Annotated in this window: 1 protein-coding gene; it reads right to left on the reverse strand. The window is 70.3% G+C overall.

The features are described 5' to 3' along the window. Positions 1–21: 21 nt before the first annotated feature. A complete protein-coding gene (locus tag AQJ91_RS48285) occupies positions 22–813 on the reverse strand; it encodes an SDR family NAD(P)-dependent oxidoreductase (RefSeq protein WP_067036784.1) in 792 nt (263 codons plus the stop codon). Between the last annotated feature and the right edge of the window lie 47 nt (positions 814–860).

The following is an 860-nucleotide window of genomic DNA, read 5'->3' on the forward strand; positions in this document are numbered from 1 at the left end:
GCACCGGTGCCGGAGAGGCGGTCAGCCGCGGTAGCGATCGGCCGGGGCCCGCTGCGAGAGGTTCGGGACGAGCGTCTGACGGGCCTTCTCGAACGACTCCCAGTCGCTGATCTGGGGCAGTGACGGGATGGTGACGGGCTCACCGGCGTCGAGGCCGGCGAGCGCCGCGTCGACGGCGTCGTCCGCGCTCATGATCCACTCGTCGGGGAACGCCCCGAGGTCGGCGCCGGAGCCGTCCCAGAACTCCGTGCGGACAGCGCCCGGCAGCACGGCCTGCACCACGACGGGGCTCTCGGCGAGTTCCTGCTGCAGGGCCTGGGTGAACGTCAGCACGTAGCTCTTGGTGCCGCTGTAGACGGCGCTGACGGGCAGGAAGTTGAGAGCCAGTGCAGAGGAGATGTTCACCACGGTGCCGTGCCCGCGGGCCGTCAGGCCCGGCAGGACCGCGGTGGTCAGCCTGGTCAGCGAGGTCACGTTGAGGCTGATCAGTGCCTCGGAGGCCGCGGCGTCAGAGGTTGCCAGCGGGGTGAACAGCCCCCCGCCGGCGTTGTTGACCAACATTTCGATGCTCTCGTCGGTGCGCAGACGCTCCTCGACCACGGAGATCTGCGCCGCATCGGTGAGGTCGGCGGTGACGACGTCCACCGCACGGCCGGTGCGGCTGCGGATGTCCGACGCCAGCGTCTCCAGCCGCGCAGCGTTGCGGGCCACCAGGATCAGGTCGTAGCCCCGGTCGGCAAGCCGCTGCGCATAGGCGGCACCCAGGCCGGCGGACGCACCGGTGACGACGGCGGTCTTGTTCTGCGTGGTCATGGGGGATCTCATTTCTGGGCTGGCGGATGAGTGGGGGCCAGAGCGTC

The sequence above is a fragment of the Streptomyces dysideae genome, from assembly GCF_001514305.1.
Classification (GTDB): Bacteria; Actinomycetota; Actinomycetes; order Streptomycetales; family Streptomycetaceae; genus Streptomyces; species Streptomyces dysideae.